The following is a 24643-nucleotide window of genomic DNA, read 5'->3' on the forward strand; positions in this document are numbered from 1 at the left end:
GATTATATTGTCCGCGCGACCGTCAGCATCCATAAAGATGCCAGTGATCAAGGCGGTTGAGGTAGGGCGCGTACCGCGATGAATTTGACTGAAGGCGGTGCCGTGGCAGCCGTGGACAATGGCAGTGAGCCTAACGGAAGCGGCGCGCTCTCGATCGACGCGGCGGCCCTGTGCGCGCTCGAGCAGATCCAGTTCCTCGGCGAGATCCAGCCGCACGGCTTCCTGATCGAGCTCGCCTCGGACTGGCTCGTGCGCCGCGCGTCGGCCAACGTGGTCGACTATTTCGGCGAGAGCAGCGAGGCCATGGTGGGGCGGAGCGCCGCCGACCTGCTCGGTCGCCGCTGCCTCCACGACATCCGCTCCGAGCTCCAGGTGAGCCAGGGGGCGAGCCCGCACGTGCTGAGCGGCGTCGCCATCGATAGCTGTGCCCACAAGCTCGACCTCAGCGTCCACATCATCGGCGACAGCGTCGTCATCGAGGGCGAGCCGGCGGCGCCGCGCGACGACCGGCTCCAGCTCAACATCCAGGCGATGCTGGCGCAGGTCCGCGAGCTCGACACGATCGAGACCCTCGCCAATCTCGCGGTACGGCACGTCCGGGCGCTGACCGGCTTCGACCGCGTGATGTTCTACCGCTTCCACGCCGACGAAAGCGGCGAAGTGATCGCGGAGGTCCGTCGCCGCGATCTCGAGCCGTTCCTGGGCTTGCGCTATCCGGCGACCGACATCCCGGCGCAGGCGCGCGCGCTCTACCTTCGCAACCCGATCCGCCAGATCGCCGACGTCCATGCGGTGAACAGCCCGGTCCTGCCGCGGCTGGGCGCGATGGGCGAGCGGCTCGATCTGTCGATGAGCACGCTGCGCGCGGTATCGCCGACCCATATCCAGTATCTGAAGAACATGGGCGTGACCGCGTCGATGTCGCTGTCGATCGTGGTCGAGGGGCGGCTCTGGGGGCTGCTCAGCTGCCACCACACGTCGCCGCGTTCGCTGCCGATGCCCGTGCAGCAGTCGCTCGCCTTCTACGCCAACATCCTGTCGATTACGCTTGAGACGGTGGTTCGCGGCCGGGTGGTCGAGCGGCAGCGGGCCGCGCGCGACCGGCACACGCGAATGCTGTCGCAGGTATCGACGCAGAACGGTTCGATCGACGACCTGTTCGGGCTGCTTACCGAGCTTGGGGCGGAGCTGGGCGCGACGGGGATCGCGACCTATGTCGACGGCCGGCTCCGGCTCGGCGGCGACACGCCGAGCGAGACCGAGACGCTCGATCTTATGCGCTTCCTCAATGGCGCGGCGGCGAGCCAGGTTTATCACACCAACGCATTGTCGCGGGTGCATCCCCCCGCCGCCGACTATGAGGCGAACGTCGCGGGCGTGCTTGCCATTCCGGTGTCGCGCCGGCCGCGCGATTATGTCGCCTTTTTCCGGCCCGAACTGGTGTCGACGGTCCGCTGGGGTGGCGAGCCAACCAAGTCGGTCCGTCAGGCGGAAGACGGGACGCTTCGCCTGAGCCCGCGCGACAGTTTCGCCGAGTGGGCCGAGATCGTGCGCGGGCAGTCGGCGCACTGGTCCGACATCGACCTCGAGCTCGCCGAGAGCCTGCGCATCTCGCTGCTCGAGATCATGCTCCAGTTGACCGATCAGGCCGAGAAGCGCCGCAAGGTGTCGAACGACCAGCAGGACCTGCTGATCGCCGAGCTCAACCATCGGGTCCGCAACATCCTCAACCTCATCGTCGGGCTGGTGCGCCAGTGCGCCGACGGAGCCACCGACGTCGCGGACTTCGCCCATGACGTGAACAGCCGTGTCCACGCGCTGTCGCGGGCGCATGATCAGCTGACCAGCAGCGGCTGGGGCGCGCGCTCGCTGACCAACATGATCAGGGTGGAGGCGGGGGCCTATCTCGGACCGAACGCCGACCGCGTGACGGTCATCGGCGAGGATGCCGCGATCCAGCCCGACGCCTTCGCGACGGTGGCGCTCGTGATGCACGAGCTCATTACCAATGCCGCCAAATATGGCGCGTTCAAGGACGGGTCGGGCAAGGTCGCGATCCGGCTCGAGCGGCTGGCCGACGGGCGGCTCGCGATCCAGTGGAAAGAACAGGGCGGGGCGCCCGTGGTGGCGCCGACCCGGCGCGGGTTCGGCTCGACCATCATCGAGCGGGCCATTCCGCACGAATTGGGAGGCGAGGCCGCCATCCACTTCGATTCCGACGGCCTCCGCGCGGACTTCGTGCTGCCCGCCCATCTGGTGACGGTCAGCGAGACGAGCCTGAAGAGCAACATGCCCGCTCCCCGGCAGCGCAAGGCCAAGGTGCCGCTCGACCGGATCACCGGCGCGGTGCTGCTGGTCGAGGACAATCTGCTGATCGCGCTCGAGGCCGAGGCGATGCTCCAGTCGCTGGGCGCAAGCGATGTGCAGGTCGCCTCGAGCGTCGCGAGCGCCCTCGATTTCCTCGACGTGCAGAAGCCCGACTTCGCGGTGCTCGACTACAATCTCGGGCGCGAGCAGAGCGCGCCGGTGGCCGAGGCGCTCGACAAGATGGGCGTGCCGTTCGTCTTTGCGACGGGCTATGGCGACACCTCGATGATCGACGAGCGCTTCCGCCAGCGGCCGATCCTGACCAAGCCCTACAGCGCCGCCAATGTCATCGCTGCCTATCGCGAGATCATGGACTGAGGCGAGCGGCTAGCCGAGCGTTCGGCGGCCGGCCTGCTCGAAGGCGGTGAAGACGCTTCGCGCGGTGGCAATGGCGGCCGCGAGATCGGCAGGGTCGGTGAGCTGGCGGTCGATCTGCGCGACGAAGCCACGCCAGTCGCCCTTGCCCTCGCCCGACAGGAAGCGCCGCGGGAGATCGTCCGGGACCTGCCGAACTAGCATCGCGCCGCCGAGCCGCGATCCTTCGAGGACATAGGCCGCGCCGAGGATCGCGGAGTCGTCGCCGGGAATTTCGATGGGCTCCGCCGCCGGCACGGGGGTGTCGAGGTCGGCCAGATCCTCGCGTAGCAGGTGGCCGCGCCGGCGCGAGCTCCAGTCGGGGAGGACGCGTGCGGCCTCGTGATGGTCGAGCCACTCCTCGACCGGCAGCAGGGCCGCGGCCTGCGACGCGAGAAAGCGCCGGTAGTCCTCGCGATTCCCGAGGTCGAGACGGGCGAACAGGCCGTCGACCCGGTCGTGCCACTCGGCGGTCGCGTCGCGCAGCTGGAAGCGGGGGGTCGGAGCCATCGGGCGACTGCTAGGCCAAGCGCGGGACGGCTGGCAATGATCAAGCCATACGGCCCTTTGTAAGGGCTGGCCTTTCGCGCGCCGCGCTCCTATTTCGCCCTCAGCTCAAGAGGATCAAGAATGGCCGAGTTCGCGCTTCCGAAGAATAGCGTCATCAGCAAGAAGGGTCGCCACTACAAGGCGGAGGCCGGCGCGAACCGCGTCAAATCCTTCAAAGTCTATCGCTATGATCCGGAGACGGGGCAGAACCCCCGCTACGATACCTATGAGGTGAACCTCGACGAGTGCGGGCCGATGGTCCTCGACGCGCTGATCAAGATCAAGAACGAGCTCGATCCGACGCTGACCTTCCGCCGCTCGTGCCGCGAGGGCATCTGCGGGTCGTGCTCGATGAACATGGACGGCAAGAACGGCCTCGCCTGCACCACCGCGATCGAGGACGTGAAAGGTGAAGTGCGGATCACGCCGCTGCCGCACTGCGACGTGATCAAGGATCTCGTCCCCGACTTCAGCCACCTTTACGCGCAATATGCCTCGATCCAGCCGTGGCTGAAGACTGCGACCCCGGCGCCGAGCGGCAAGGAGCGGCTGCAGTCGCCCGAGGACCGCGAGCATCTGAACGGGCTCTACGAGTGCATCCTGTGCTTCTGCTGCTCGACCTCGTGCCCGAGCTACTGGTGGAACGGCGACCGCTTCCTCGGCCCGGCGATCCTCCTGCAGGCCTATCGCTGGCTTGCCGATAGCCGCGACGAGATGACCGGCGAGCGGCTCGACCAGCTCGAGGATCCGTTCCGCCTCTATCGCTGCCACACGATCATGAACTGCGCGAACGTGTGTCCGAAGGGGCTGAACCCGGCCAAGGCGATCGCCGAGACCAAGAAGCTGATCGCCGAGCGCGCGGCCTGATCGAGGCGGGCGGGTGCGTTGTTGCGCCCGCCACCCTCGGCGACTAACCCCGCGCGCATGGACGCCCCAGAAGACATGGACACCCGCCCGTCGGGCGCGCGCGAGGATCCTGACCACCCAGGCTGGTACAGCTGGGTCGAGCTTCATCCCGACAGCTTCGCCGCGCAGACCGGCAAGATGATCTTCCGCCCCGACGGCCCCGGCAAGGCGGTCGTCCGGATGTTTCCGGAAGAGCGTCACCTCAACCTCGGCGGCAGCCTGCACGGCGGCATGGTCATGAGCTTCATCGACATGGCGCTGTTCGGCGGCGGTCGCTGCGCGGGGATGCGGCGTGCGCATTATGTGACGCTCGACCTCACGACCAAGTTCATGGGTCGCGGCCAGGCCGGCAAGCCGCTCGACGCGCATGTCGAGCTGGTCCGGCAGACCCGCAGCCTTGCCTTCCTCCAGGGGGTGGTCCGCCAGGACGGCGAGCCCTGTTACAGCTTCTCGGGCACGCTGAAGAAGCTCCGCGACAATACGTGAGCGGACCGGTCGCCGCGGCCTATGGCCGGCTGCTGGCCGCAGGGGAGCTCAAGGCTGATCCCGACCAGGCCCGCGCCGTCGCCGAGCTCGACCGGCTGGGCGAGGAACTGGCGCTCCGCCGCGGCTTCTTCGCGCGGCTGCTCGGGCGCAAGAAGGATGTCTGCGGGGTCTATCTGTGGGGCGGGGTCGGGCGCGGCAAGTCGATGCTGATGGACCTCGCCTTCGAGCAGATTGCGGTCGAGCCCAAGCGGCGGGTCCATTTCCACGCCTTCATGATCGAGGTGCACGAGCGGCTCCGGGCCGAGCGGGCCAAGGGCCTTGGCGACCCGGTCCTCGCGGTGGCCGAGGCGATCGCCGAAGGGGCGACCCTGCTCTGCTTCGACGAGATGGTGGTGAACAATCCCGCCGACGCGATGATCCTGTCGCGGCTGTTCACCGCGCTGATGGAGGAAGGGGTGGCGGTGGTCACCACCTCGAACCGCGCGCCGTCCGAGCTCTACAAGGATGGGCTCAACCGCGAGCTGTTCCTGCCCTTCATCGACCTTATCGAGGAGCGGCTCAAGGTTCTGAGCCTCAACGGGCCGACCGACTACCGGCTCGACCGTCTGCACGGAGTCGACACCTGGCACGTGCCCAATGGGCCGGCCGCCACCGCCGAGCTGTCGCGCGCCTTCTTCCAGCTCACCGACTATCCAGTCGAGGACCGGGCCCATGTGCCGAGCGAGGAGCTCGATGTCGGCGGCGGGCGGACGCTGCACGTGCCCAAGAGCCTCAAGGGCGTCGCGGTCTTCTCGTTCAAGCGCTTGTGCGGCGAGGCGCGGGGCGCGGCCGATTATCTGGCGGTGGCGCGGCGTTTCCACACGGTGATCCTGGTCGGCATCCCGGTGATGGGCCCCGAGAAGCGCAACGAGGCGGCGCGCTTCGTGACCCTGGTCGATGAATTGTACGAGCATCGGGTGAAGCTGCTCGCGGCAGCCGATGCCGAGCCGGCGGGACTCTATCCGTCGGGCACCGGGGCCTTCGAGTTCCAGCGAACGGTCAGCCGGCTCGAGGAGATGCGAAGCGAGGATTATCTCGCGCAGGGCCACGGCACCGACTGAGCCGGCGGCACGGCCCGACTTGGGCGACGCCCTCTATGATGGAAGTAACGTCCCTTCATCGGGAGCCTTCGGTCATGACCATCAATCGCCTGGTTCGTACCGCGTCCCTCGCCCTGCTCGGCCTGGTGCTCGTCACCGCGATCATCTTCGCGGTCGCGGTGAATGCGATCCGGATCGGCGGCACGCATGAGAGTGCGATCGAGCTGTCGGCGGAACTCGAGGCCGACATCCTGCCGCCGCCGTTATTCGTCGTCGAACCCTATGCAGTGACGATGGAAGGCTATCTCCACGAGGAAAAGCGCGCCGCGGCGCTCGTCCGGCTGAAGGAGATGCGTCGGATCTACGAGGAGCGGAAGGACTATTGGGCGAGCCGCGAGCTCGAGCCCGACGTGCGCGCCGGCCTCGAGGAAGTGACGCGGCACGCCGACGGCTTCTGGCGAACACTCGATGCCAAAGCGATTCCGGTCATGATGAGCGGCGACCCGTCGCGTTACGACGACGCGCTCGAGGCATTGGCAAAGGATTCTAACGGCCAGCGCATGGCGATCACGACGCTGCTGGTTGCAACAAACCGGTTCAAGTCGGAGGTGCGCGACACGGCCGGCAGCGCCCTGACGATCGCTACCACCGTCCTCATCGGGCTCGGGCTCGCCTTGCTCGGCGGCGTCCTCGTCTATTGGCGGCTGTTGCGCCGCCGCGTGGTTCAGCCATTGTCCGAACTGACCGAGGTCGCCACCGTGCTGTCAGGCGGCCAGCGCGCCGACATCCCGCACCTCGAGCGCGACGACGAGCTCGGCGGGCTCGCCAAGGCGTTCGATCACTTCGTTATCGCTGCGGACGAACGGGCGGCCGCCGATCGCCGCGACGCGGCCGAGAAGGCGCAGATGATCGATGCGCTCGCCGGCCATCTCCGGCGGATGTCCGATGGAGACCTGCGGCAGGTGCTCGAGAATGAGCTGGAAGGCGAATTCGGGTCGATTGGCGACAATCTCAATCGCGCGATCCTGTCATTGCGTGACATGGTCCAGCACGTGGTCGGCAATGCGGGGTCGATCCGCGTCGCCGCGCGCGAGATCGCCGATGCGTCCTCGGACCTGTCGAGCCGGACCCAGTCCAATGCCGCGGCGATCGAGCAGACGACCGCGGCCCTAACCGACGTCGACAAGCGCGTCGCCTCGACCCGCGACGCGGCACAGAGCACCGCGCAATCCGCTGGCAGCGCCAGGACCGCGGTCGAACTGGGCCGTGACAAGGCGCGTTCGGCAGCAACCACGATGGAGGAAGTGCGCGAGGCGGCGGCCAGCGTCGATGGCGTGATGGAGGCGCTCGACCGGATCGCGTTCCAGACCCGCGTGCTGGCGATGAACGCGGCGGTCGAAGCCGGCCATGCCGGGGAGGCGGGCAAGGGCTTTGCGGTGGTTGCCGACCTCGTCTCGCAGCTTGCCACGCGTGCCGAGCAGGAAGCGCGTAATGCCCGCGAGCAGTTGACCACGACCACCGACCGGATCGCGGTCGCTGCGGCGAGTGTCGGCGAAGTCGAGGATCAGTTCGCCGCCATCGTCACCGACGTCGTCAAGGTCGCCGATCTCATCGAGGGACTGACGAGCGATGCCAGGGCCCAGTCGGAAGCGATCGCCGAAATCTCCTCGGCGATGCGGCAGATGGACATCTCGACCCAGCAGAATGCCGCGATGGTCGAGGAGACGAGCGCGGCAGCGGCGATGCTGCTGCGCGACGCCGAAGATCTCGTCGAGCGGGCCGAGACGTTCAAATGGAACCGTCGCGAGCGCAATGTCGCGGTGGTGGTCGACCGGCGGGCAGGTACGGGCGACGGCGAGTCGCTGCGCGACGCCGCCTGAGGGTCAGAAGCGGGTGGTGAGCGCGAGGCCGGCGCCGTGCCGGTCGGCCCAGGGCAGCCACTCGACGCGGTCGTTGCGGCGGCTGTTGAGAAGCCAGCCGCCGGCGGTCCCCAAGGCCGCGCCGGCAACCACGTCCTGGACATAATGCTTGTCCGCCTTGACCCGGGCGAGGCCGGTGAAGCTTGCCAGCGCGTAAGCGGGCAGGCCCGCCTGCCAGCCATAGCGCTTGTGGAGGGAGGCGGCGGCGGCGAAGCTCAGCGAGGTGTGGCCCGAGGGAAAGCTCTTGTTGTCGCTGCCGTCGGGGCGGGTCTCGGGAATGGCATATTTGAGGCCTGCGGTGGCCGCGCCGGTGAGGCCGAGCGCCAGTGCGGTGCCCCCGAGCCCGCGCCAGTCGCCGTGATAGGCGGGAAGGGCGAGGCTCGCGCCGACCACGATCGTCCGGCTGATGTTGCTGGCCCGCTCCCAGCCGCGCTTGCTCGCCTCGGCCGGCGTGGCGGTGAGGACCATGGTCGCGGCGGTGGTGGCGAGGAGGAAACGGCGCATGTGGCTGGCCTTTCGAATCGGAACTCGTCCGGCCTAGGCCTCGATCGGGCCAGCGGAAATGCCGCCCTTTGAACAGGATAAGAAAAAGCGGCGATCCTCCCTGTCGGAGCACCGCCGCTTCGTCATGCCGTCGGCTTAGCGGATCAGCGCCTGGATGATCTGCTGGACCACCTGGGTGGTCGGATCGACCCGGTAGAGCGAACCGCCGTCATAATAGTAATTGTAGTTGTCATAGTAGCTCGGGCGGTCGCCATAGTAGCGGCTGCGGATGTCGTAGGGCAGCTCGTTCCAGCTATACTGGCGATAGCCGTAGCTGTTGGCGTAGCGCTGGCCGATGCGCAGCTTCTTCGCCTGGCCCGGCGGCAGGCAGCCGTTGTTCTTCTTGGCGAGGCCCGGCGGGCAGCCGCGCGCCTCCTGGTAGCCGTAGCCGCCGCGATAGTCCTGGCTGTAGCGACCGTGCTTGCCGTGCCCCTTGCCGGGGTCGGCGGCGGCAGGGGCCGCGGCGAAGGCGAGCGCTGCGCCCGCGAGGATCAATGCGTGTTTCATGCCCATACTCCTAGGGAAGCGGCGCTGAACCGGTCGTGACGGTCCCGTTCATGATTGTCCAACTCGCATCCGCCCTTGCGGTTGCCCCTCGCGCCTCATGGGGCTAGAGGCGCGGGCGACCCGGCCGTCTCCCGGCGGCCCCCCAAGTCAGACCCGACGGAGACTCATGGCCCGCAAGAAGATCGCCCTCATTGGCGCCGGCAACATCGGCGGCACCCTTGCCCATCTCGCAGCGCAGAAGGAATTGGGCGACATCGTCCTGTTCGACGTGGTCGAAGGCGTGCCGCAGGGCAAGGCGCTCGACCTCAGCCAGTGCGGGCCGATCGAGGGCTTCGACGCCAAGGTCACCGGCTCGAACGACTATGCCGACATCAAGGGCGCCGACGTGATCATCGTCACCGCCGGTGTCGCGCGTAAGCCCGGCATGAGCCGCGACGACCTGCTCGGCATCAACCTCAAGGTGATGAAGGCGGTCGGCGAGGGCATCCGCGACAACGCGCCCGACGCCTTCGTCATCTGCATCACCAACCCGCTCGACGCGATGGTCTGGGCGCTGCGCGAGTTCTCGGGCCTTCCGCACAACAAGGTCGTCGGCATGGCCGGCGTGCTCGACTCGGCCCGCTTCGCCCACTTCCTCGCCGAGGAATTCGGCGTCTCGGTCAAGGACGTGAACGCGTTCGTGCTCGGCGGCCACGGCGACACGATGGTCCCGGTGACCAGCTACACCACCATCAGCGGCATCCCGGTCGACGACCTCGTCGCCATGGGCAAGTCGAGCAAGGAAAAGATCGCCGAGATCGTCAAGCGCACGCGCGGCGGCGGCGGCGAGATCGTCGCACTCCTCAAGACCGGCTCGGCCTATTACGCTCCGGCGACCAGCGCGATCGCGATGGCCGAAGCCTATCTCGGCGACCAGAAGCGGATCCTTCCGTGCGCGGTCTATGTCGAGGGCAAGTATGGCCTCGACGGCCTCTATGTCGGCGTGCCGGTGGTGATCAGTGCCGGCGGCGCGGAGGAGATCATCGAGATCGCGCTCGACGACGAGGCCAAGCAGAACCTCAAGGTCAGCGTCGACGCGGTCAAGGAACTGCTTGATGCCTGCAAGCAGATCGACCCGAGCCTTGCCTGACCGCTGGGACAGGATGACGCGGCCCGCAATCCTGGTCTTGGCTGCAGTCGTGGCATCGAGCGCGAGCGTGTCGGCTACGGCGGAAATTCCGGTGTCGCCGCTCAAGGACATCTACCTGTCCTACAACGACTGCCTGGAAGTCGCGCAACCTGCCGGTCTGAGCACCGCCAAACTCGGCGAGCTTGGCTGGCAGCAGGCGACGATGAGCGACGGCAAGAGCAAGGCGGTCGAACAGCCGTTGATCTTCGGCAAGGCAGACCGCAAGCCGCTGATCATCCTGTCTGCAAAGTCGGGCGAGGGCATATGCATCGTCATGGCCCGCATCCAGTCGCGGGCAACCTTTCCGGAATTCCTGAAGGCATGGGGCGGCAAGCTGCCGGCACCCGATGCCGAAGGTCGTATCATCTTCAGCGATGAAGGCCGTCTGGTCGTGCTCCAGCAAACTGGTTCCGATCAACAGCCCGCGCTGACCATGTCGGTGATGACGCCGACGGAGAAGAAATAATGAGCATCCTCGTCAACAAGAACACCAAGGTCATCACCCAGGGCATGACCGGTGAGACCGGCACCTTCCACACCGAGCAGGCGCTGGCCTACGGCACGCAGATGGTCGGCGGCGTGACGCCGGGGAAGGGCGGCACGACCCATATCGGGCTGCCGGTCTTCGACACGGTCGAGGAAGCGGTCGCCAAGACCGGCGCCGACGCCTCGGTCATCTACGTCCCGCCGCCCTTCGCGGCCGATTCGATCCTCGAGGCGATCGATGCGCAAGTGCCGCTGATCGTCTGCATCACCGAGGGCATTCCGGTGCTCGACATGGTCAAGGTCAAGCGCGCGCTCGACGGATCGAAGTCGCGGCTGATCGGGCCGAACTGCCCGGGCGTCCTGACCCCGGACGAGTGCAAGATCGGCATCATGCCGGGCAACATCTTCAAGAAGGGCAGCGTCGGCGTCGTCTCGCGCTCGGGCACGCTGACCTATGAGGCGGTGTTCCAGACCTCGAACGAGGGTCTCGGCCAGACCACTGCGGTCGGCATCGGCGGCGACCCGGTCAAGGGCACCGAGTTCATCGACATGCTCGAGATGTTCCTCGCCGACGACGAGACCAAGTCGATCATCATGATCGGCGAGATCGGCGGCAGCGCCGAGGAAGAGGCTGCGCAGTTCCTCGCCGACGAGGCGAAGCGCGGGCGTTCCAAGCCGACCGTCGGCTTCATCGCCGGCCGCACCGCACCTCCGGGCCGCCGCATGGGCCATGCCGGGGCGATCGTCTCGGGCGGCAAGGGTGACGCGGAATCCAAGATCGCCGCGATGGAAGCCGCTGGAATCCGCGTGTCGCCGAGCCCATCTGAGCTTGGCAAGACGTTGAAGGAGCTGCTTCAGGGCTGACGCACTCCGGCCACGGCCGGAGCCCAGTCAGGTTCTGCTGCTACAAGAGGTACTGGGCTCCGGCCTTCGCCGGAGCACGAGAGGCACTGATGGACGACTACGAGATCGAGCAAGGACCGAGCTGGCAGCGGGCGAATTGGCCGCTGGAGAGCCTCGACGATCTCAACGGCGGGCTCGATCCCACCCAGGCCGCGATCGAGAAGGTCGCCAAGGGCGCGAAGGACAAGGCCGCGGCCGGCGGGGCGTCGGACGCCGAGGTCCGCCGTGCGGCCGAGGATTCGATCCGCGCGATGATGCTGATCCGCACCTACCGGGTGCGCGGGCATCTCGCCGCCGACCTCGATCCGCTGCATCTCAGCCAGCGCGAGCTGCCGGCCGACCTCACGCCCGAATATCACGGCTTCACCGCCGCCGACATGGACCGCCCGATCTTCATCGGCGGCAATCTCGGGCTCGAGACCGCGACCGTCCGCGAGATCGTCGGGATCCTGCGCAAGAACTACTGCGGCAAGATCGGCCTCGAATATATGCACATCAACGACCTGGGGGAGCGCCGCTTCCTCCAGGAACGGATGGAAGGCCGCGACAAGGGCGTGAACTTCACCCCCGAAGGCAAGCAGGCGATCCTCGAGAAGGTGATCCACGGCGAGCAGTGGGAGAAGTTTCTCGCCCGCAAATATGTCGGGACCAAGCGTTTCGGGCTCGACGGCGGCGAAAGCATGATCCCCGCGCTCGAGGCGGTGATCAAATATGCCGGTCTCGCGGGTGTCGAGGAGATCGTCGTCGGCATGGCCCACCGCGGCCGCTTGAACGTCCTCGCCAACGTCATGGGCAAGCCCTACCGCGCGATCTTCAACGAATTCGCCGGCGGCAGCGCCAACCCCAAGGACGTGGGCGGGTCGGGCGACGTCAAATATCACCTCGGCACGTCGAGCGACCGTGAGTTTGACGGGGTCAAGGTCCACCTATCGCTCCAGGCCAATCCGTCGCACCTCGAGGCGGTCAATCCGGTGGTGCTCGGCAAGGCGCGGGCGGTGCAGGTCATCAAGGCCGATGGCGAGGGCGACAAGGTCTTGCCGATCCTGCTCCACGGCGATGCGGCCTTCGCCGGCCAAGGCATCGTCTGGGAGTGCCTGAGCTTCTCGGGGCTCCCGGGCTACGGCACCGGCGGCTGCATCCATTTCGTCATCAACAACCAGGTGGGCTTCACCACCTCGCCGCAGTTCGCGCGTAGCTCGCCCTATCCGAGCGACGTCGCCAAGGGCATCCAGGCGCCGATCCTCCACGTCAACGGCGACGATCCCGAGGCGGTCACCTTCGCCTGTAAGCTCGCGACCGAATTCCGCCAGGAGTTCAACCGCGACATCGTGATCGACATGTGGTGCTACCGCCGCTTCGGTCATAACGAAGGCGACGAGCCGAGCTTCACCCAGCCGCTGATGTACGACGAGATCCGTCGCCATGCGGCGGTGAGCAAGCTCTACGGCGACCGTCTGGTGGCCGAGGGCGTGATCGACCAAGGCTGGCTAGACGCCAAGACCAACGAATTCGTCGCGCATCTCGAGAGCGAGTTCGAGGCCGGCGCCAATTATCTGCCGAACAAGGCCGACTGGTTCGAGGGCCGCTGGGCCGGCCTCAACCGTCCGGCCGAGCCGGTCGAGGGGCGCCGCAACACCGGCACCGCAATCAGCGAAGACGAGGTGGCGAAGCTCGGCCAGGTGCTGACCACCGTCCCCGCCGACCTCAACGTCCACAAGACGCTGCAGCGCATCCTCGACGCCAAGAAGGCGATGTTCGAGAGTGGGGCGGGCTTCGACTGGGCCACCGCCGAGGCGCTCGCCTTCGGCGGGCTGATCGCCGAGGGGCACAACGTCCGCCTGTCGGGCCAGGACAGCGGCCGCGGCACCTTCAGCCAGCGTCACGCGGTCTGGACCGACCAGAAGGACGGCCACAAGTTCGTGCCGCTGACGACCGTCGAGGGCGGCCGCTTCGAGGTCCGCGACAGCCCGCTCAGCGAGTTCGGCGTGCTCGGCTTCGAGTATGGCTACAGTCTCGCCGACCCGCGCACGCTGGTGCTGTGGGAAGCGCAGTTCGGTGACTTCGCCAATGGCGCGCAGGTGATCATCGACCAGTTCATCGCCAGCGGCGAGGCCAAATGGCTGCGCGCGAGCGGGCTGGTGCTGCTGCTCCCGCACGGGTTCGAGGGGCAGGGGCCGGAGCATAGTTCGGCGCGCCTCGAGCGCTACCTGCAGCTTTGCGCCGAGGACAATCTTCAGGTCGCCAACTGCACCACGCCGGCGAACTATTTCCACCTGCTCCGTCGCCAGCTGCTGCGCGATTTCCGCAAGCCGTTGGTGGTGATGACGCCCAAGTCGCTGCTCCGCCACAAGCTGGCGGTGTCGAGCGTCGCGGACTTCACCGGCGAATCGCACTTCAAGCGGATCCTGTCGGACCTCGCCCCGCCGGCGGAGGGCGAGACCCGCCGCCTCGTCCTCTGCTCGGGCAAGATCGCCTACGAGCTGATCGAGGCGCGCGACGCGGCCGGCCTGACCGACGTCGAAATTCTGCGGATCGAGCAATTGTACCCGTTCCCGTCCGAGCCTTTGGTCAAGCGCCTCCAGGCGATGCCGGGGCTGGAGGAAGTCGTCTGGTGCCAGGAAGAGCCGCGCAACAACGGCAGCTGGTTCTTCGTCGAGGAGTATCTCGAGGAATGCCTCAAGGCAGCGGGCAAGGGCTTCCGTCCGGTCTATGCCGGGCGCTCGGCCTCGGCTTCGCCGGCGACCGGACTTGCCAAGCGGCATGTCGCCGAACAAAGCGCGCTCATTGCGGCGGCGCTCGGCACGGGAGCGGCCAAGGATGAAGCGGCGAATGCGGCGACCGACACGGTCCGCATTGCCGGCAAAGCGAACGCATAAGGAAGAGCCATGGGCATCGAAGTCAAAGTCCCGGCACTGGGCGAAAGCATCACCGAAGCGACGCTTGGCGCCTGGCTCAAGAAGCCGGGTGACGCGGTCGCGGTCGACGAACCGGTGGCGAGCCTCGAGACCGACAAGGTGTCGGTCGACGTGCCGAGCCCGGTCGCGGGCGTGTTCGGCGAGGCGCTGGTCGCCGAGGGCGATACGGTCAACGTCGGCGCGGTGATCGCGACGATCGGCGAAGGCGCCGCCGCCGCCGCCGCGGCGCCGGCCGCCAAGGCCGCCGAGCCGAGCTCCGCTCCTGCTACGGCTGCAGCCGCTTCCTCGGGCCATGAAGTCACCGATGAGCAGGCCCAAGCGCTGCGCCTGTCGCCGTCGGTCCGCCGCGCCGTGCAAGAGAGCGGTGTCGACGCCGCGAGCCTGACCGGCTCGGGCCGCGACGGTCGCCTGACCAAGGAAGACGTCGCCAAGGCCAAGGCTTCGCCGGCGCCCGCCGCTGCGCCCTCCTCGGCCCCGGCCACGGCGTCGGTTCCGGCCTCGCCCAAGGGCGAACGCGGCGAGGAGCGGGTCAAGATGACCCGCCTCCGCCAGACCATCGCGACCCGCCTCAAGGACGCCCAGAACACTGCGGCGCTGCTGACGACGTTCAACGACGTCGACATGACCGAGGTGATCGCCGCGCGCGCCCGCTACAAGGATCTGTTCGAGAAGAAGCACGGCATCCGCCTCGGCTTCATGGGCTTCTTCACCAAGGCCGCCGCGCTCGCCGCGCGGGACGTGCCGTCGGTCAATGCCCGGATCGAGGGCGATGAGATCGTCTACCACAATTACCTCGACGTCTCGGTCGCGGTGTCGGCTCCCAAGGGGCTGGTGGTGCCGGTGATCCGCTCGGCCGACCAGATGAGCTTCGCCGAGATCGAGCGGACGATCGCGGACTTCGGCGCTCGCGCCAAGGCCGGCACGCTGACCGCCGACGACATGAAGGGCGGCACCTTCACCATCTCCAACGGCGGCGTCTTTGGGAGCCTGATGAGCACCCCGATCATCAACCCGCCCCAGTCGGCGGTGCTCGGCCTTCACCGGATCGAGGAACGGCCGGTGGTGAAGGACGGGCAGATCGTCGCCCGCCCGATGATGTATCTCGCGCTTTCCTATGACCACCGTCTGGTCGACGGCCGCGAGGCGGTCACCTTCCTGGTGCGCATCAAGGAAGCGATCGAGGACCCGACCCGGCTCCTCATCGATCTCTAGGATTTGAACATGGCTGATTACGATTACGACGTCCTCGTCATTGGCGCCGGTCCCGGTGGCTACGTGGCCGCGATCCGCGCCGCGCAGCTCGGGCTCAAGACCGCCTGCGCCGAAAGCCGCGAGACGCTGGGCGGGACCTGCCTCAACGTCGGCTGCATTCCCTCCAAGGCGCTGCTGCACGCGAGCGAGCTGTTCGAGGAAGCCGCGCACGGCCACATGGCCAAGTGGGGCATCACCGGCGAGTTCAAGTTCGACCTCGCCAAGATGCACGACGGCCGTCGCGAGGCTGTCGGCGGCCTCACCAAGGGCGTCGAGTTCCTCTTCAAGAAGAACAAGGTGACCTGGCTCAAGGGCCTCGCCAAGTTCACCGGCACCGACAGCGTCGAGGTCGCCGGCCAGCAGGTGCGCGCGAAGAACATCGTGGTCGCCACCGGCTCGTCGGTCACCCCGCTTCCGGGCGTCACCGTGGACCAGCAGCGCATCGTCGATTCGACCGGCGCGCTCGAGCTTCCGGAAGTGCCGAGCCACTTGGTCGTCATCGGCGGCGGCGTGATCGGGCTCGAGCTGGGAAGCGTCTGGCGGCGGCTCGGGGCGAAGGTCACGGTGGTTGAGTATCTCGACCAGATCCTGCCGGGCATGGACGAGGAAATCCGCAAGGAATCGAACAAGATCTTCAAGAAGCAGGGCTTCGAATACAAGCTCGGCACCAAGGTCACCGGCGCCGAAGTGGTCGGGGACGGCGTCCGCGTGACGGTCGAGCCGGCCAAGGGCGGTGCGGCCGAGACCATCGAGGCGAGCCACGTTCTGGTGTCGATCGGGCGGCGCCCGAACACCGATGGCCTCGGGCTTGAGGCGGCGGGCCTTCAGCTCAACGCCAAGGGACAGATCGAGACCGACCACAGCTTCCGCACGAGCGTGCCCGGCATCTGGGCGATCGGCGACGTCATCCCCGGCCCGATGCTCGCGCACAAGGCCGAGGACGAGGGCATTGCGGTGGCCGAGAATATCGCCGGTCTGACCGGCATCGTGAACCATGCGATCATCCCGTCGGTGGTCTACACCACGCCGGAAATCGCAGGTGTCGGCCTGACCGAGGAGCAGGCGCGCGCCGGCGGCGAGGTCAAGGTCGGCAAGTTCCCGATGATGGCCAACAGCCGCGCCAAGACCAACGGCGAGCCCGACGGCCTCGTCAAGGTGATCGCCGACGCCAAGACCGACCGCGTGCTCGGCGTGTGGATGATCAACAACCTTGCCGGCACGATGATCGCGCAGGCCGCGCAGGCAATGGAATTCGGCGCCACGAGCGAGGACATCGCCTACACCTGCCACGCCCACCCGACGCATGCCGAAGCCTTCAAGGAAGCGGCGATGGCGGTGCAGGGCAAGCCGATCCACGTCTGAACCATGACTGACGTCGTCCCCGTTGAGGCGGGGACCTCAGGCGACAGGATGCCGAGGTCCCCGCCTGCGCGGGGACGACGTTCGTTTCGCGCGACCCTTCGCCGCTGGCACGTCTGGCTAGGCTGGATCGTCGGGCTACCGCTTCTGTTCTGGACCCTGTCGGGCCTCGTGATGGTGTGGAAGCCGATCGAGGAAACGCGCGGGAGCAACCTGCTGCGGCCCGCCGATCCGGTGACGCTGACCCGGCCGGCGGTGCTTCCGGGTGCGGTCGCCGGCCTGCCCCTGGCGAAGGTCGCGCTCGAGCAACGCGCCGCCGGCCCGCGCTGGGTGATCGAGGTGCGCAAGGGGCCGACGCGGCTGGCCGATCCGCTTACCGGCACATTGCTCGGCCCGGCGAGCGCCGCCGATGCGGCGGCCGAGGTCACGCATCGCTATACGGGCACGGCCCGCATCGCTTCGGTCACGCGCACCAGCGCCGACGCGCCGCCGCTCGAATTGAGGCGGCCGATCGACGCCTGGGCGGTGACGATGAGCGACGGCACCCGTTTCTACGTCGACGCCGCGACCGGCGGGGTGGTGGCGACGCGCACCGGCTGGTGGCGCTTCTACGACTGGATGTGGGGGCTTCACATCATGGACCTCCAAGAACGCGAGGACACGCATCACCCGCTGCTGATCGGCTTTGCTGCGGTGTCGCTGCTGAGTGTCATCATGGCGCTGGTCCTGCTGCCGCTGGTAAGCCGCCGCCGCCGCTCCTAGATAACGGTCATGGGATATGAAGCCGAGCTCAAGCTCTTCATCGACGGCGCCTGGCGCCAGGGGGAGGGCGACCGCGCGCCCGTGATCAATCCGGCGACGGGCGGCACCATCGCCGAACTGCCGCTCGCCAGTACGGCCGAACTCGACGAGGCGCTCGAGGCCGCCAACCGGGCCTGGCCCGCGTGGCGGGCGACCGACGTCGAGACCCGCGGCGCGATCCTGCACAAGGCCGCCGCCCTGATGCGCGAGCGCGCGCCGGCGATCGGAATGATGCTGACGCAGGAGCAGGGCAAGCCGCTCCAGGAGGCCGTCGGCGAAGTCTATGGCGCCGCGCAGATGTTCGACTATTTCGCCGAGGAGGCGAAGCGGCAGGGCGGGCGCGTTCTGGTCCGTCCTGCGGGACAGCGCTCGATCGTCATTCCGCAACCCGTGGGTCCGACCGCGACCTTCACGCCCTGGAATTTCCCCATCTATCTCCTCGCCAAGAAGGTCGCCGCGGCGCTGGCGGCGGGCTGCACCGTCATCTCCAAGCCGCCTGAGGAAACCCCCGGCTGCACCGGTGCCATGGCCAAGGCGCTCGACGACGCGGGCATTCCCAAGGGTGTGTTCCAGCTGGTTCACGGCGTGCCCGACACCGTCTCGCGCCACCTCATCGGCAGCCCGGTCATCCGCAAGATCAGCTTCACCGGCTCGACCGGGGTCGGCAAGCACCTGATGAAGCTCGCCGCCGACGGCATGAAGCGCATCACCATGGAACTCGGTGGCCACGCACCCGTGCTGGTGTTCGACGACTGCGACCTCGACAAGACACTCGACATGCTCGTCCCGCAGAAGTTCCGGAACGCCGGCCAGGTGTGCGTGTCGCCCACCCGCTTCTACGTCCAGGAAGGCATTTACGACGCCTTCGCCAAGGGCTTCGCCGAGCGCACTGCGAAGGTGAAGGTCGGCAACGGGCTCGAGGACGGCATCGCCATGGGCCCGCTCGCGAACGAGCGGCGGCTTCCGGCAATCGCGGGGCTGGTCGAGGACGCCCGGGCCAAGGGCGCGCGCGTGCTTGCGGGCGGCGAGGCCGGTGACGGCGGCTTCTTCTTCCAGCCGACCGTCCTCGCCGACGTCCCCAACGACGCGCAGGCGATGAACGTCGAGCCGTTCGGTCCGGTGGCGCTTATGCGCTCCTTCAAGACCGAGGACGAAGCGCTCGACGAGGCGAACCGGCTACCCTTCGGTCTCGCCGCCTTCGTCTTCACCGAGAACGGCCGCCGCGCCAACCGCCTCGGCGACGGGATCGAGAGCGGCATGGTGGGGATCAATACCTTCGCCATCTCGAGCGCGGACGCGCCGTTTGGCGGGGTCAAGGAATCGGGCTCGGGCTCCGAGGGCGGGGTCGAGGGCCTCGCGAGCTATCAGGTGACCAAGGCCATCCACCAGGCGTGAGCGGGCGGCTGACCGCCACCGGCGCCGTGCTCGCCGCGCTCGCGGTGGGGTTCGGCGCGTTCGGCGCGCATGCGTTGAAGGGGCAGTTCGATGCCGAAGCGCTCGGCTGGTGGCAGACGGCGGTGGCCTATCTCCTGCCGCATGCCGTCGCGGTGGTCGCGATCGGTCTGGCGAAGCGGCCGCGGCTGGCGCTTGCCGCGTGGTTGCTCGCGGGCGGGGCGGCGCTCTTCGCCGCGACCCTGTTCGCCATGGCGCTGGGGGCGCCGCGCTGGTTCGGCGCGATCACGCCGCTCGGCGGCACCGCCATGATTGCGGGCTGGCTGCTGCTCGGCTGGCGGGCCTTGAAGGAGGATTGAGGCCCCGCTAATCCGGCGCCGCCCATGTGCTCGGGCGAACGCACTCTTGCCTGAGGAAGCGAATGCCCGAGCTTGCCATTGTCTATGAGCATCCCCTGTGGTTCGAACCGCTTTTCGCGGCGCTCGACCGGGCGGGAATCGACTTCGTGAAGATCCCGATCGGCGACCATGGCTTCGATCCCGCCGGCTCGCCCCCGCCCGCGCGCGTCATCTTCAACCGTGTCGCCATGTCGAGTTTCCTGCGCGAGCCCGAGCATCCGCTTTACCATGCGATGGCGCTGTTCGACCATTGGCGGCGGCAGGGCGCGACGGTGCTCAACGGGCCCGAGGTGATGGCGATCGACAGCAGCAAGGCGCGGCAATTGTCGCTGCTTTCCACGCTCGGGCTCGCGACGCCGCGCACCCGTGTCGTCCACCGCGCCGCCGACCTCGAGCGCGAGGCCGAGGCGATCGGCTACCCGCTGCTGGTCAAGGCCAATGTCGGCGGCTCGGGCGCCGGGATCATGCGCTTCGACAGCGCCGCCGAACTCAGCGCCGTGGTCGCGGCGGGCGAGGCACCGAGTTCGGTCGATCGGGTGCTGCTGGTGCAGGAAGCGATTCCCGCGCGCGACGGCGTCATCTGGCGGATCGAGACGCTCGGCGGCCAATTCCTCTACGCGATCACCGTCGATGGCGCGGGACAGTTCGACCTTTGCCCGGCCGACGCCTGCGACGACGAGCGTGGCACCCCCATCGCCATGACCGCCTTCGATCCGCCGCCGGAGATCGTCGCCGGGGCCGAGCGGGTCGCGGCGGCGATCGGCATGGACGTCGGCGGGGTCGAGGTGATGGTCGACGACCGCGACGGGACGCCCAAATTCTATGACATCAACGCGCTGTCGAACTTCGTCGCGCGGCCGGTCGAGGTGCTGGGCTGGGACCCGCACGACCGGCTGGTCGAATGGCTCAAGGCGCGGATCGCGGAGGCTGGCAAATGAGGTTCGGTTACTGGATGCCCGTGTTCGGCGGCTGGCTTCGCAACGATCCCGACGAGGGGCCAGCGGCGAGCTGGGAGGCCGTTCGCGACCTGACCCTTCGCTCGGAGGAAAAGGGCTGGGACCTGTCGCTCATCGCCGAGCTCTACCTTAACGACATCAAGGGGATCGAGCAGCCCGCGCTGGATGCGTGGAGCACGGCCGCGGCGCTCGCGGCGGTGACACGGTCGATCGAGCTGATGGTCGCGGTCCGACCCAATTTCCATCATCCGGCGCTGCTCGCCAAGCAGGCGGCCAACATCGACCGCATCTCGGGCGGGCGCCTCGCGCTCAATGTCGTCTCGAGCTGGTGGAAGGCGGAGGCCGAGCAATATGGCCTCGCCTTCGACCAGCATGACGACCGTTACGCGCGGACCGCCGAGTGGCTGACCGTGGTCGACGGGCTGTGGCGCGATGAGCGCTTCACCCATGAGGGCGAGCGCTACCGGCTGAAGGACGCCATCGTCGCGCCCAAGCCGGTGCGGCGGCCGGTGGTCTATGCCGGCGGCGAGAGCGAGGCGGCCAAGACGCTGATCGCCACCCAGTGCGACGCTTATGTGATGCACGGCGATCCGGTCGAGGCGATCGCGCCCAAGATCGCCGACATGCGCGCGCGGCGCGAAAAGGCGGGCGGGCCGCCGATGCCGTTCGGCATGGCCGCTTACGTCATCGTCCGCGAAACCGAGGCGGCGGCGCAGGCCGAGCTCGAGCGGATCACCGCCATGCCCAGCGAGCCGCCGCCCGGCTTCGCCAATTTCGACCAGTGGCTGAGCGGGACCGAGCTCGAGCGCACGCTCAAGCTGCAGGAATATAGCGTCTCGAACCGCGGGCTTCGTCCCAACCTCGTCGGCACTCCCGAGCAGATCGCCGATCGAATCCGGGCCTATGAGGCCGTGGGGCTCGACCTGCTGCTCCTCCAGATGAGCCCGCAGGCGGAGGAAATGGACCGTTTCGCCGACACCGTCATGGCGCCGATGAAGGCCGGAAAGCTGTAGTGCTGACCCGAAGCGGTACAGTCTTTGGGCTTAACCAATTTCGGTAGGGAGCGGGGCCTTTCCATGCGCGTTGGTGGAGCGCATAAACACTTTCGTAACCATCTTGCGACGAAGGCCCCCAGTTGAGCGCTCCGTTCCGTTTCCCGAAATTCTTCGTCACCTCGCCGGCCCCTTGCCCGTACCTTCCGGGCAAGATCGAACGGAAGGTGTTCACGGAATTGTCGGGTCACCACGCCGGTGAGCTGAACGAGGCGCTGGGCCGGATCGGCTTCCGCCGCTCGCAGTCGGTGGCCTACCGGCCGAGCTGCATCGAGTGCCAGGCCTGCGTCTCGGTCCGGGTCGCCGCCAACGAATTCGTGCCCTCGACCACCCAGAAGAAACTGATCCGCCGGCATTCGGACCTTGAGGTGACGGCCTGCAAGCCGTGGACCACCGAAGAGCAGTTCGAACTCCTGCGACGCTATCTGTCGGTCCGGCACCCCGGCGGCGGGATGGCCGAGATGGACGAGAACGACTTTGCTGACATGGTCGAGCAGACCCCGGTCCGCACCTATGTCGTCGAATATCGCGAGCCGTCGGTCGACGAGCGCCCGGGCCGGTTGGTCGGCGCCTGCCTCAGCGACCAGCAGAGCGACGGGCTGAGCATGATCTATTCCTTCTACGATCCAAGTCTGACCGACCGGAAGGGGCTCGGCACCTTCATCATCCTCGACCACATCAACCGCGCCGCACGGGCCGGGCTGCCTTACGTCTACCTCGGCTATTGGGTCGAGGGTTCGGAGCGGATGGCCTACAAAGCGAGCTTCCGGCCGATCGAGAAGCTCGGCCGTGACGGGTGGAAGCGGTTCGAGCCCGGTCCGGCGGTGCCGACCGCCAAGGTTCGGACGCCGGGCCTCCTCAAGGTCTGAGCTTCAGCCGACCGCGGTCCCGAAGAGGCGACCGACCCCGGCGGTGACGAGCATCGCCATCGCGCCCCAGAACCCGACCCGCAACACCGAGCGCCCGATCGGTGCGCCGCCGAGCTTCGCCCCGACCGCGCCGAGGATGACGAGGCAAAGCAGTGACACGATCACGACCGCCGGGATCAGCTGCGCCACCGGGACGAGCAGCACTGCCAGCAGCGGCGCCCCGGCGCCGGCGGTAAAGGTCAGCGCCGAGGTGATCGCGGCCTGGAGCGGACGCGCGGTGGTGATTTCGGAGATGCCGAGTTCGTCGCGAGCGTGCGCGCCGAGCGCATCATGCGCCATCATCTGGCCGGCCACCTGGAGCGCGAGCGACTTTTCGACCCCGCGCTCCTCGTAGATCTTCGCCAGCTCGAGCGTCTCGGCCTCGGGAATGGTGGCGAGCTCGACCCGTTCGCGCGCGAGGTCGGCCTGTTCGGTGTCGGACTGCGAGCTGACCGAGACATATTCGCCCGCGGCCATCGACATCGCGCCCGCGACCAGCGCGGCGATGCCGGCGATCAGCACTTCGTTCCGCCCTGCAGCCGAGGCGGCGACGCCGACGATCAGGCTGCCGGTCGAGACGATCCCGTCATTGGCGCCGAGGACCGCGGCACGGAGCCAGCCGATGCGGCCCATGGCATGGCGTTCGCCGTGTGCGCGTTGGCTGCTCATTTCAGCGCCACTCCTCGAAGAGCTTGTGGACGTCGCCGCCATTGGCGGCAAGCCGCGCCTCGACCTTCTTGCGGCCGGTCCAGTAGGCGAGGGCGGGGCGGGTCATGCGGGTGGCGATCAGCTGACGCGCCTCGGCATCGGTCAGCGCGCTGCTTCCCGCGACGTGATCGGCATAGCCCTCGACCAGTTCCTTGGACATGAAGAGCGAACGGAGCGTGCCGAATTCGGCACGGATGGCGCCATGGGTCAGCTCATGGGCGACGATGTCGGTCAGCCGGCGACGCGCGCCATAGGCGTTGGTCATCGTGTCACGGGCAGGATCGGCGTGGTTGATGATCACCGGCTCGCCGATCGGTCGGCTGAGCGCGAAGGCGTCGGCGGCCGAAACGGCCAGCCAGCGCCAGCGCCAGCCGCCGTCGGTCAGGAAGATCGCCTGGTCGAGTGGCGGCGCCTTGCCGAGCGGATCGGCCAGGACCTTGGCGTCGGCGCCCGCGACGATCGACTCGACGCGCGGGTGGATCGGCTGTTCGGAATAGACGCGGTGCGCGCCGACCTTCGCCTGGTAGGGGAAGGCGAGAAGCTGCGGAGCGACGAGCGGCGAGGCGAGGAGCAGGAGGGCGGCGCCGAGGATCCGGTTGATCCAGCGTCGGCGCTTGCCGCCCCTCGGCCCGGGCCGGATCAAGCGACCGCGGCTTCCGGTACTTCGATGCCGATCTCGCCCGCGTCGCGCAGGACGTAGCCGCGGCCCCAGACGGTTTCGATGTAATTGTCGCCGCCGCAGGCGAGGCTGAGCTTCTTGCGGAGCTTGCAGATGAAGACGTCGATGATCTTGAGTTCGGGCTCGTCCATCCCGCCGTAGAGATGGTTGAGGAACATTTCCTTGGTCAGCGTGGTGCCCTTGCGGAGCGAGAGCAGCTCCAGCATCGCATATTCCTTGCCGGTCAGGTGCACGCGGGCGCCGTCGACCTCGACCGTCTTGGCGTCGAGATTGACCGCGAGCTTGCCGGTGCGGATGACCGACTGGCTGTGGCCCTTCGAGCGGCGAACGATGGCGTGGATACGGGCGACGAGCTCATCGCGGTGGAAGGGCTTGGTGACGTAATCGTCGGCGCCGAAGCCCAAGGCGCGGACCTTCGAGTCCATCTCGCCGATGCCCGACAGGATCAGGACCGGAGTCGCGACCTTGGCGGTGCGGAGCTTCTTGAGCACGTCGTAGCCGTGCATGTCCGGCAGGTTCAGGTCGAGGAGGATGATGTCATAATCGTAGAGCTTGCCGAGATCGAGGCCCTCTTCCCCGAGGTCGGTCGTGTAGACGTTGAACCCCTCGGTCCCGAGCATCAGCTCGATCGACTTGGCGGTGGTGGGCTCATCCTCGATCAGCAGAACGCGCATTATCAAATCCCCCGTTCAAGGAGCTGCCAAGCGTTACGACGGCTTAACGGCCCTGAAGCGTGCATTAACCATTAGCGGTCTCGCCTGAAAAGGTTAACATGACCTAAATAGCGGGATTCCAGTGGAATCGTTGCGGATCGGCATCAGTTTTCCACAGGCCGGCCGGAGTAATTCTCGCGCAAAGGTCCCGAAGGTCGCAGGGTCGGCGAGTCGAATTTGCGGTCCCCGACCCCGGTCCGGTCCCTCGGACCGCTGGAAAGCGGATCACGCCAAATCCTGCCAG

The 24643-nt window shown here is 67.6% G+C and carries 23 protein-coding genes; 17 read left to right on the top strand and 6 right to left on the bottom strand.

Annotated elements, in window-relative coordinates:
• Nucleotides 1-102 precede the first annotated feature (102 nt).
• On the top strand, nucleotides 103-2685 hold the full coding sequence (locus ABD693_RS07005) for an HWE histidine kinase domain-containing protein (RefSeq protein ID WP_344696304.1): 2583 nt from the start codon (nucleotides 103-105) through the stop codon (nucleotides 2683-2685).
• A gap of 9 nt (nucleotides 2686-2694) precedes the next feature.
• Here the strand turns inward: ABD693_RS07005 and ABD693_RS07010 are convergent, their stop codons facing one another.
• Nucleotides 2695-3231, bottom strand: coding sequence for a biliverdin-producing heme oxygenase (locus tag ABD693_RS07010; RefSeq protein WP_344696305.1), 537 nt, complete (start codon nucleotides 3229-3231; stop codon nucleotides 2695-2697).
• 120 nt (nucleotides 3232-3351) lie between these two features.
• On the opposite strand from ABD693_RS07010, the gene ABD693_RS07015 reads away from it, so the two are divergent.
• From ABD693_RS07015 to ABD693_RS07030, 4 genes are all read left to right on the top strand, one after another.
• Nucleotides 3352-4137 (top strand): succinate dehydrogenase iron-sulfur subunit, encoded by a 786-nt coding sequence (locus tag ABD693_RS07015; protein ID WP_344696306.1) that lies wholly within the window; start codon nucleotides 3352-3354, stop codon nucleotides 4135-4137.
• Nucleotides 4138-4194: 57 nt separating this feature from the next.
• Nucleotides 4195-4662, top strand: a complete 468-nt coding sequence (locus ABD693_RS07020) for a PaaI family thioesterase (protein ID WP_344696307.1) — start codon at nucleotides 4195-4197, stop codon at nucleotides 4660-4662.
• Nucleotides 4659-5762 carry a cell division protein ZapE gene (zapE, locus tag ABD693_RS07025; RefSeq protein WP_344696308.1) on the top strand — a complete coding sequence of 368 codons (1104 nt, stop codon included), beginning with the start codon at nucleotides 4659-4661 and terminating at the stop codon, nucleotides 5760-5762. The genes ABD693_RS07020 and zapE overlap by 4 nt, the downstream gene beginning before the upstream one ends.
• Nucleotides 5763-5836: 74 nt before the next feature.
• Complete coding sequence (locus tag ABD693_RS07030; RefSeq protein ID WP_344696309.1) at nucleotides 5837-7621, top strand: methyl-accepting chemotaxis protein; 1785 nt, start codon at nucleotides 5837-5839, stop codon at nucleotides 7619-7621.
• A gap of 3 nt (nucleotides 7622-7624) precedes the next feature.
• Here the strand turns inward: ABD693_RS07030 and ABD693_RS07035 are convergent, their stop codons facing one another.
• Together ABD693_RS07035 and ABD693_RS07040 are read right to left on the bottom strand one after the other, a co-directional pair.
• A complete protein-coding gene (locus ABD693_RS07035; protein WP_344696310.1) occupies nucleotides 7625-8164 on the bottom strand; it encodes a phosphatase PAP2 family protein in 540 nt (179 codons plus the stop codon).
• Between the two features lie 135 nt (nucleotides 8165-8299).
• Nucleotides 8300-8710 (bottom strand): hypothetical protein, encoded by a 411-nt coding sequence (locus ABD693_RS07040; RefSeq protein ID WP_344696311.1) that lies wholly within the window; start codon nucleotides 8708-8710, stop codon nucleotides 8300-8302.
• 166 nt (nucleotides 8711-8876) lie between these two features.
• On the opposite strand from ABD693_RS07040, the gene mdh reads away from it, so the two are divergent.
• From mdh to ABD693_RS07100, 12 genes are all read left to right on the top strand, one after another.
• Nucleotides 8877-9839 carry a malate dehydrogenase gene (gene mdh, locus ABD693_RS07045; protein WP_344696312.1) on the top strand — a complete coding sequence of 321 codons (963 nt, stop codon included), beginning with the start codon at nucleotides 8877-8879 and terminating at the stop codon, nucleotides 9837-9839.
• Nucleotides 9832-10344, top strand: coding sequence for a hypothetical protein (locus ABD693_RS07050; protein ID WP_344696313.1), 513 nt, complete (start codon nucleotides 9832-9834; stop codon nucleotides 10342-10344). Before mdh ends, ABD693_RS07050 begins: the two co-directional genes overlap by 8 nt.
• Nucleotides 10344-11228, top strand: a complete 885-nt coding sequence (gene sucD, locus ABD693_RS07055) for a succinate--CoA ligase subunit alpha (protein WP_344696314.1) — start codon at nucleotides 10344-10346, stop codon at nucleotides 11226-11228. Before ABD693_RS07050 ends, sucD begins: the two co-directional genes overlap by 1 nt.
• Before the next feature lie 89 nt (nucleotides 11229-11317).
• Entirely contained in the window at nucleotides 11318-14143 is a 2826-nt protein-coding gene (locus ABD693_RS07060) for a 2-oxoglutarate dehydrogenase E1 component (protein ID WP_344696315.1), read from the top strand.
• Between the two features lie 9 nt (nucleotides 14144-14152).
• Nucleotides 14153-15394, top strand: coding sequence for a 2-oxoglutarate dehydrogenase complex dihydrolipoyllysine-residue succinyltransferase (odhB, locus tag ABD693_RS07065; protein ID WP_344696316.1), 1242 nt, complete (start codon nucleotides 14153-14155; stop codon nucleotides 15392-15394).
• Between the two features lie 9 nt (nucleotides 15395-15403).
• Nucleotides 15404-16795, top strand: a complete 1392-nt coding sequence (gene lpdA, locus ABD693_RS07070) for a dihydrolipoyl dehydrogenase (protein ID WP_344696317.1) — start codon at nucleotides 15404-15406, stop codon at nucleotides 16793-16795.
• 48 nt (nucleotides 16796-16843) lie between these two features.
• A complete protein-coding gene (locus tag ABD693_RS07075; protein WP_344696318.1) occupies nucleotides 16844-17554 on the top strand; it encodes a PepSY domain-containing protein in 711 nt (236 codons plus the stop codon).
• A 9-nt stretch (nucleotides 17555-17563) separates the two neighbouring features.
• Entirely contained in the window at nucleotides 17564-18988 is a 1425-nt protein-coding gene (locus ABD693_RS07080; protein WP_344696319.1) for an NAD-dependent succinate-semialdehyde dehydrogenase, read from the top strand.
• The gene (locus ABD693_RS07085) at nucleotides 18985-19344 is read left to right on the top strand and encodes a DUF423 domain-containing protein (protein ID WP_344696320.1); all 360 of its coding nucleotides are present in this window, start codon (nucleotides 18985-18987) and stop codon (nucleotides 19342-19344) included. The genes ABD693_RS07080 and ABD693_RS07085 overlap by 4 nt, the downstream gene beginning before the upstream one ends.
• Before the next feature lie 62 nt (nucleotides 19345-19406).
• Entirely contained in the window at nucleotides 19407-20321 is a 915-nt protein-coding gene (locus ABD693_RS07090) for an ATP-grasp domain-containing protein (protein WP_344696321.1), read from the top strand.
• Nucleotides 20318-21352 carry an LLM class flavin-dependent oxidoreductase gene (locus ABD693_RS07095; RefSeq protein WP_344696322.1) on the top strand — a complete coding sequence of 345 codons (1035 nt, stop codon included), beginning with the start codon at nucleotides 20318-20320 and terminating at the stop codon, nucleotides 21350-21352. The genes ABD693_RS07090 and ABD693_RS07095 overlap by 4 nt, the downstream gene beginning before the upstream one ends.
• Before the next feature lie 122 nt (nucleotides 21353-21474).
• A complete protein-coding gene (locus ABD693_RS07100; protein WP_344696323.1) occupies nucleotides 21475-22260 on the top strand; it encodes an arginyltransferase in 786 nt (261 codons plus the stop codon).
• Nucleotides 22261-22263: 3 nt separating this feature from the next.
• Here the strand turns inward: ABD693_RS07100 and ABD693_RS07105 are convergent, their stop codons facing one another.
• Genes ABD693_RS07105 through ctrA form a run of 3 tightly spaced genes read right to left on the bottom strand, consistent with a single transcriptional unit; the run spans nucleotide 22264 to nucleotide 24360 of the window.
• A complete protein-coding gene (locus tag ABD693_RS07105) occupies nucleotides 22264-22968 on the bottom strand; it encodes a VIT1/CCC1 transporter family protein (protein WP_344696324.1) in 705 nt (234 codons plus the stop codon).
• A 1-nt stretch (nucleotide 22969) separates the two neighbouring features.
• Nucleotides 22970-23650, bottom strand: a complete 681-nt coding sequence (locus tag ABD693_RS07110; RefSeq protein WP_344696325.1) for a hypothetical protein — start codon at nucleotides 23648-23650, stop codon at nucleotides 22970-22972.
• Nucleotides 23647-24360, bottom strand: a complete 714-nt coding sequence (gene ctrA / locus ABD693_RS07115; protein WP_344696326.1) for a response regulator transcription factor CtrA — start codon at nucleotides 24358-24360, stop codon at nucleotides 23647-23649. Before ctrA ends, ABD693_RS07110 begins: the two co-directional genes overlap by 4 nt.
• Nucleotides 24361-24643: the final 283 nt, after the last annotated feature.

It is taken from the genome of Sphingomonas rosea, from assembly GCF_039538065.1.
GTDB lineage: Bacteria > Pseudomonadota > Alphaproteobacteria > Sphingomonadales > Sphingomonadaceae > Sphingomicrobium > Sphingomicrobium rosea.